This window comes from Deinococcus frigens DSM 12807, from assembly GCF_000701425.1.
GTDB classification, from domain to species: Bacteria; Deinococcota; Deinococci; order Deinococcales; family Deinococcaceae; genus Deinococcus; species Deinococcus frigens.
This window is the reverse complement of record NZ_JNIW01000057.1, coordinates 1-6,486: the sequence shown is the minus strand read 5'-3', so window position 1 is coordinate 6,486 and position 6,486 is coordinate 1. Positions and strand designations below refer to the sequence as shown.

The following is a 6,486-nucleotide window of genomic DNA, read 5'->3' as shown; positions in this document are numbered from 1 at the left end:
CGTCACCGCCATCGCGGCCGGTCAATACCACAGCCTGGCGCTCAAGAGCGACGGCAGCGTGGTGGGCTGGGGCGACAACTACTATGGCCAGGCCACCAGTCCCGCCGGCCTGACGGGCGTCACCGCCATCGCGGCCGGTGGGCGTCACAGCCTGGCGCTGTTCACCCCAACCGACAGCACGCCGCCGGTCATCACGGCCACGCCCAGCCCGGCCACGCCGAACGGCGCGGGCGGCTGGTACACCACGCCGGTCACGGTGAGCTGGAGCGTCACCGACAGCGAGTCCGCCGTCAGCAGTAGCAGTGGCTGCGACAGCACCACCATCAGCAGCGACACCACCGGGCAGACCCTGACCTGCACCGCCACCAGCGGCGGCGGCACGGCCAGCAGCCCCGTGACCATCAAGCTCGACGTGGTGAAGCCGACGCTCAGCCCGGTGCTCTCCAGCAGCGTGCCGGTTCTGCTGGGCGCCAGCCTGAGTGCCACGCCGAATGCCACCGACGCCACCTCCGGCGTGGCCACCGCCACCTGCGGCCCGGCCGAGACCAGCAGTGTGGGCAGCAAGACCCTGACCTGCACGGCCACCGACGTTGCCGGCAACACCGCCACCACTGCCGTGCCCTACAGCGTCATCTACAACTTCCACGGCTTCACCAAGTCGCTGGCCAACTTCCCGCTGCTCAACACTGCCAGAACCGGCAGCGCGGTGCCGATCAACTTCGATCTCGGCGGCGTGACCAGCCTGGACGTGCTGGCCGCCGGTTACCCGAAGGTCACGCCGGTGGGCTGCGCCACCACCGCGGCGGTCCCGGAGAACGCGACCAGCTTCAGCGCCGCCTCGGTGGCGGGCCTGACCTACTCGGCCACGACGGGCACCTACAGTTACGTCTGGAAGACCGGGAGCACGCCGGGCTGCTACCAGTTCAACCTGAAACTGAGAGACGGCACCAACCACTACGCCCTCGTCAAGCTTCGCTGAGACCAGACCCCAGCCCGGCGGCCGTTGTGGCCGCCGGGCTTCGCTGTGCCCCAGGCTGGGCGCACGCCGTGGCCAGTGAACCCCAGGAGCGCCGCGCGGTCGGCGGCGCGCAGGCCCTCGCGCGGCTGGTCACGTCCATCGCCACCCTCACCGCCCTGTACGGTGCCAGCTGGGCTGAGGCTCGACGACTGACCCCTTTTGTGGTTCGGCAGGTTTTTCGACTGCGACTAGAACGGCGTCCCACGGGGCACGTTGATCTGGAAGATCTCTCGAGGGGTTCAGGGGTGAGCGGGGCACACCTGCGGCAACAGGTTATGTTCGTTGCAGTCGGGCCTTGCGAATGGGTTCGTTTCCGCATGCACCTGACCACATCACTCTATCTATATCGCCGGGTTGGCCAAAATTTCGACCTTCGCTAGGTTAAGCCCCTCGAGGGCCGTTTCGAGTTGGGGGCGTCTTCGTTTGCGGGTGCCGGTTTCCACCTCGGTGAACTCCAGTGCCAATTCGAGCCCCTTGCCGCGGGCGAAGGCGAGGACGGCGGCCTGCTGGGCTTCGAGGCCGAGCCCGGATTGGCCCTGTTTGGCGGTGGAGACGCGGTAGTAGGCGACGGCTGGGGTGGGCACTGCATTATGTTACAGGGCTCATCGGGACGCTCAAGCCCTGTAACACGAGGCGGTGCGCCGCCTGGTGCGCGTGGGCGTTCACGGCGGTTGACCTGTTCTCGCAGGGGCGGGCGGTGCAGCGGCACGTCCAGGGCTGGCCGAGAGAGGCCGTGCTGGCGTGGCTGTGGCACTGGGGGACGGTTGACAGCTGGCAGTACCGTGGCTTTCCGGTGACATATGCCTTCCGCTCCCGGTGCGGAGAAGTGACGCATTTCATCCTTCAGGACGACCAGTTCACCTTCCTGGGCGACCACACCATCGCCATTCCACCCGAGTGAGCGGCCATGTCGGCGATCGTGTGCAGGGGCGGCCGCCCTGTCAATCCTGACAGTAGAACAGCAGTTCCCCGACGGTGAGGGACTCCCACGCCCCGAAATAGTAGACGTTGAGCCCCGGCACCGTGACCGACATGACCTCGTCGTCCAGCCAGGGCCACCCCATGGCCGCCAGGGCCACCCGGATCCGGTCGATCGTCGCAGCAGAGTGGCTCCCCGCCCCGCCCCACACGTGCTGCGCCCCGAAGCGGCCAAGTGTACTGAGGGCCAGATCTCCACCCTCTAGCGGCAGGACGGCGTAGGTGCCCTCCCCCTGCGCATGCCACTCGCCCGCCTCGACGGGATCCCCAACCTTGATCCCGTGTGCCTGGAGCGCCGCCACCACCCGCCCGTGCCCAGTTTACAGGGCCTGCTCCTCCGCGCCGTCCCAGGAGGGCAGGGTCAGGGCCTCGATGAGCCAGCGAACATCTGTGCCGGCCTCCACCCTCCTTCTGCACGCGCCCACATGCGGACGATGGCCTGCCGCGCGTCCACGGGCACCACCGCCGGCAACGAGACGACCCGCTCGGGTACTTGCGGACTTGAGCGAAGGCCCCTGAGGTATATGTGCCTGGCCAGCGTTTAGTCTCAGGCACCCGCACGTGCATGACCGCCAGCACGTTCATGCGCCTCAACGCGGAGAATGCGCTCACGCTGCACGTCCGGATCTAGACTTGGGGAACTCCTCAACAGACCCGTGATGCGTGACAGCAGGCGCGGGTGTCGCCCCATGGACACAGGGGGGGTCAACAGCGTAGCCGTGATCAAAGGGCGAACAGCCCTCCAGGCCTGCCAACGATCCGGTAGGTGTGCGCGTCGAGCGTAGAACTGCTCGATGCATGTCTGCGGATCAAGTGACGTAGCGCTCCGCCCCCCTGTCGGCCCTGAGACACCAGCGGTGTCCAGCAGTGCTCTCGTACCTGCCCAGTTGCGCGAAAGCAGCCGCTTGAAGAGCGTCAGTTCCTGCAGCACCACTGTCGTCGGTTCGCCCGCCTCAGTCTGCGCAAGACCATTGACGCTGGCCCAGAAGGCATTGGCTTCATGGATGGTCAGCGCGGATCCAGTTGAATCACGTTCCTGCTCAAGCCAAGTGAACGCCTCACGCCGTAGCTGACTCCGCCCGTGAAGATGTGGTTGGCCAGCTTCTTCTTGGCCAGCTGCTGTGCCTCCAGCATTCTCCCGCTGGAGCCGGCGGCGTCGTTCCAGATCCAGTTCTTTACCCCGATTCACGACTGGTGCTTTGCTCCCCGATTTCTCACGCTTGGTCTCTAGTTCTTTTAACAGCTTGTTCCAGAACCGGCGATGATACTCGTGCAGCACATAGGAACTCAGGATGACGTTGACCTTGCGTGCCCGCAGGGGGCCAGCGAGGGTCGCCATCAGCGCCCGGTATTCCTTGTTGAGCACAACCGTCTGTTGCCCTCCAACGTGACGCGTCAGGAAGTCAGCTGCCGCCGTGCCGACCGCCTCATGGCTGGGTTTTTTGGACGGCACTGGCGACGGCACCAGCTGCATGTCCACCAGCTGTCCCGCCGGCGTCGCGAGCAGCAGCCAGACCCGCGTCGTCGTCCAGATCTCGTCGTAGATCAGCGTCTCCAGGTCACGCTCCCCGGCGGCCCTTGCCTTCCCTTCAGTCTGTTCAGCAAGGCGCGTGATCATCGCCTTGTGGGAGGGCAGCGCCGCTCCTTTCAGGCCCGTCAGTTGAGCGAGCACGCGGCGCGGGAGGGCCAGCTGACCGGGTGCCTGGAGCCACCGGTCAAGTTGCGGCGTGCGGGGGAGCTGAGCGAGCGGCAGGGTGACCCGCCCACAATGGTCACACTGCACCTGGGTTGGCAGCTTCAGGTTCAGCGGCTGCATCCCTCTGGGCAGGGTCGGGATCGGCGTAACTAGGGCGTCCGAGGGAATGCTCACCCTGCCGCCACACCCAGGGCATTCGAGGCTGCCCGCCAGCATGGTCACCGCTCCGGGCGCACTTCCCACTGGATCCCGGCCCATCTCGACCATCAGGCGGTCGAGGATCAACGCCGGATTGCGTCGGCCCAGCCCCTGCATCACCGCGCGCAACTCTCGGTTCATGCGTTCAGCACGGGCGTTTGTCGACCAGACATTAGATCGGGGAACGCCGAGCTTTGCACCCTTTACCCGCGACCTGACGCGCCGCTGAGGATCGTCCACTCTGCGTGACAGGTCATCGGCAAGCGTCATGAAGCCGCGCTCCGAGATCGTCCCATACTTCCGAGCCCTATCGAGCGCCAGATACCAGGCCACCCTGAAGTCCCACCACTCCTTAGTCGACCGAGCGTGACCAATTTTGTCCAGCACCGCATTCAGAGCGTGAAGCCGCCGATGGTGGTCACACTTTGATTTCGCCGCACACTTACAGGTCGCGGCCGCCTGAGGAGTGTGGCCACACCGCTCCAGCTGCGCACGCTCGGCCATCGTGCACTTACGCCAAAAGTGTGCGAGGGTCATCGTCCGAACTCGGTGACCCCGCGCCGTCAGGTGGAAGGCATCCGGCACCAGGAACTCCGGTGGGTGGATGTATGTTGCTCTCCGCGGTGTGGGGAGGAACGCTTCCTTGAAGGCCTGGACATGTCCACTCCACAAGTCCAGCGTGACCTGATCGGGCCTTCCGGGACGGGGTGCGTCCCACCGGCTGCGATCCTCGCGGTACCAGGAGGCCAGTTCTCCCAGCATCCGCTGGAGCGGGCTGGGAGGTTCACCCTTGACAGCAACGTCCCGGCCCAGGCAAATCCCGAGGAAGCGTTGACGGAAGTGCCGCGGCGCGCCCTCGTCCTGGTCGTTGTCCGTCAGCACCGTCCAGTACCGGCCACCCAGGTAGATCTCGTCCACCGCCAGAATCCTCGGAAGTGGCTCAGCGCGCCGGAGGCGGTAGTCAGCCGGCTCAGGTGCAGGGGCGGACGTGGACTGGGCCAGCAGCGTCGTGAGGAGCTCCGCAGATCCCCCAACGGCACGCTGCGCTGTCCTCCGGCTCAGACCAGGCATCGTGCGACTGCCAGCGAGGTACGCCCGCAGCTCAGGTGTGTATTTCAGGCGCGCAGCGTCCCCCCACCAGGCCGGCAACGGCGACACGCTCTGTCCTCCCGTGAGTGAGCGCCAGCGTCGGAAGCGCACGTGCAGTTCAACCATGTCCAGGCCACACGGAGCGTCGATCACCGTACGGGAGCCCCTCCCCTTGGCCTCCAGCGCCCCATATCCAGGCGGCCGCGCGAGGAACTCCAGCTCCACAGTCCACACGCCACTGGCCTCATCCCAGCGGGCAGGAACAGCCACCAGCGCGTCAGCAGGGAGGGCAGGAAAGTCCTCGGTCAACGTCGAGCCCACCACCATCGCCCAGGGCAACGCAATCCAGTTTCCTCTCATGCCCCCCCAAATGATTCCATTGACCTAACACGGCAGTTTACAGAGCCGAGGCATGAAGGGCCCGTTGACATAGTGACTGGGGAGCACACTCCCAGCAGCTTGCCGGTCGGCGAATAGCACCTCATAGCGTTCGTTGAGGGGATGTTCGCCCAGCTGGGCGTCACCATCAGCAGCCGCCTGTATGAGGGCCGGGTGTGGGACATCAAGCTCAGCCAGGCGCTGCAGGATCGGCTGCGCCTAAGCCAGAACCAGCGCATCGCGTTCGACCGCCCGCTCGCCCGGGACTGGTTCAGAATCCACACCACTGCGGCGCCAACGAAACCAGTTGCGTCCACCAAATCTCTCCGGCAGAACCGGCGCCATACGCATCGTCTTCCCAGCGTCAGCAACACACCCGAAGCGCATCGGGCGGTGGCCTCCCCGCGCACCGAGGTGACACCCGACCCGACTCTGTGATCAAAGACCACAGCCCCAGGCCTGCGTTAACAACGCAGGCCGGTTCCATCTCAAGGTTTGGCAAAGCGCTCTGCCTCCATGAGGCTGCCATACCCCCGGTAGTTACGGTTCGGTTCAGAGGTCGACCACGCCGGTCGTCCCCCCACAGATAGGAGGACGCCACATGCCGCCGTAAACCACATCCAGCCGTCCTCTAGCCGCCCTCGAGCGGCGTCCACCGACCAGCTGACCAGAGCGGCTGGAGGGAGTCCTATTGCATGTCGACAGCGCGCGGTCACCGGTTCATGGATCAGGGCTGCTACCCAAACGGGGAGCACATTCCTGGTGTCGTGCATGATTCCGAGCATGAGCGCTGGCGACGTGTTTTCCACGCAGCATTCAGACGGTTGTGTTGCCTTAACTTGACCCGTGGCAGCCTGAGGGCAGGGGTGGCCTGAAGTTCAGGCCACCCCTGCCGCGACCATTAACCACGTCTGGAACGCTTGTTTCTGATTGCTTCGTCTGATTGAGGTAGAAACGCTGGTTCGGGCGTGATGGTGGATGTTCTCGATTCGGGCGTGCAGCCTCAGAAATTCTTGCGCTCGTTTTTTTCGTTTGAATCCCTGTTGTTGTCGTTCCTGACGCCGTGTAGATCGGTGCGATTGCTCAATGACATTGTTGCAGCGAGCCGTGGAAATCACTTGCTGATGGT

Annotated in this window: 6 protein-coding genes and 1 pseudogene; 3 read left to right on the top strand and 4 right to left on the bottom strand. The window is 65.1% G+C overall.

Annotation, left to right across the window (positions count from 1 at the left end; genetic code table 11):
* The coding region (locus Q322_RS24200) for a PxKF domain-containing protein (protein ID WP_211248919.1) at positions 1-979 on the top strand (979 nt) is incomplete at its 5' end.
* 380 nt (positions 980-1,359) lie between these two features.
* On the opposite strand, the gene Q322_RS0115965 is transcribed toward Q322_RS24200, so the two are convergent.
* On the bottom strand, positions 1,360-1,602 hold the full coding sequence (locus Q322_RS0115965) for a recombinase family protein (protein WP_029478888.1): 243 nt from the start codon (positions 1,600-1,602) through the stop codon (positions 1,360-1,362).
* 113 nt (positions 1,603-1,715) lie between these two features.
* Here Q322_RS0115965 and Q322_RS0115960 point away from each other — a divergent pair, with 113 nt between their 5' ends.
* Positions 1,716-1,919, top strand: a complete 204-nt coding sequence (locus tag Q322_RS0115960) for a hypothetical protein (RefSeq protein WP_029478887.1) — start codon at positions 1,716-1,718, stop codon at positions 1,917-1,919.
* 40 nt (positions 1,920-1,959) lie between these two features.
* On the opposite strand, the gene Q322_RS0115955 is transcribed toward Q322_RS0115960, so the two are convergent.
* Together Q322_RS0115955 and Q322_RS0115945 are read right to left on the bottom strand one after the other, a co-directional pair.
* Entirely contained in the window at positions 1,960-2,301 is a 342-nt protein-coding gene (locus tag Q322_RS0115955; protein ID WP_029478886.1) for a hypothetical protein, read from the bottom strand.
* A gap of 242 nt (positions 2,302-2,543) precedes the next feature.
* On the bottom strand, positions 2,544-4,808 hold the full coding sequence (locus tag Q322_RS0115945) for a hypothetical protein (protein WP_156953104.1): 2,265 nt from the start codon (positions 4,806-4,808) through the stop codon (positions 2,544-2,546).
* Positions 4,809-5,480: 672 nt separating this feature from the next.
* Here Q322_RS0115945 and Q322_RS0115940 point away from each other — a divergent pair.
* A complete protein-coding gene (locus Q322_RS0115940; RefSeq protein ID WP_029478884.1) occupies positions 5,481-5,795 on the top strand; it encodes a hypothetical protein in 315 nt (104 codons plus the stop codon).
* A gap of 440 nt (positions 5,796-6,235) precedes the next feature.
* Here the strand turns inward: Q322_RS0115940 and Q322_RS24195 are convergent.
* Positions 6,236-6,486: pseudogene (locus tag Q322_RS24195) on the bottom strand (IS6 family transposase); the annotation flags it as partial.

What these genes read in the sequence shown, in the direction of transcription:
- Q322_RS0115940 (WP_029478884.1), top strand. Translation starts at nt 5,481, where the DNA reads ATGTTCGCCCAGCTGGGCGTCACCATCAGCAGCCGCCTGTATGAGGGC.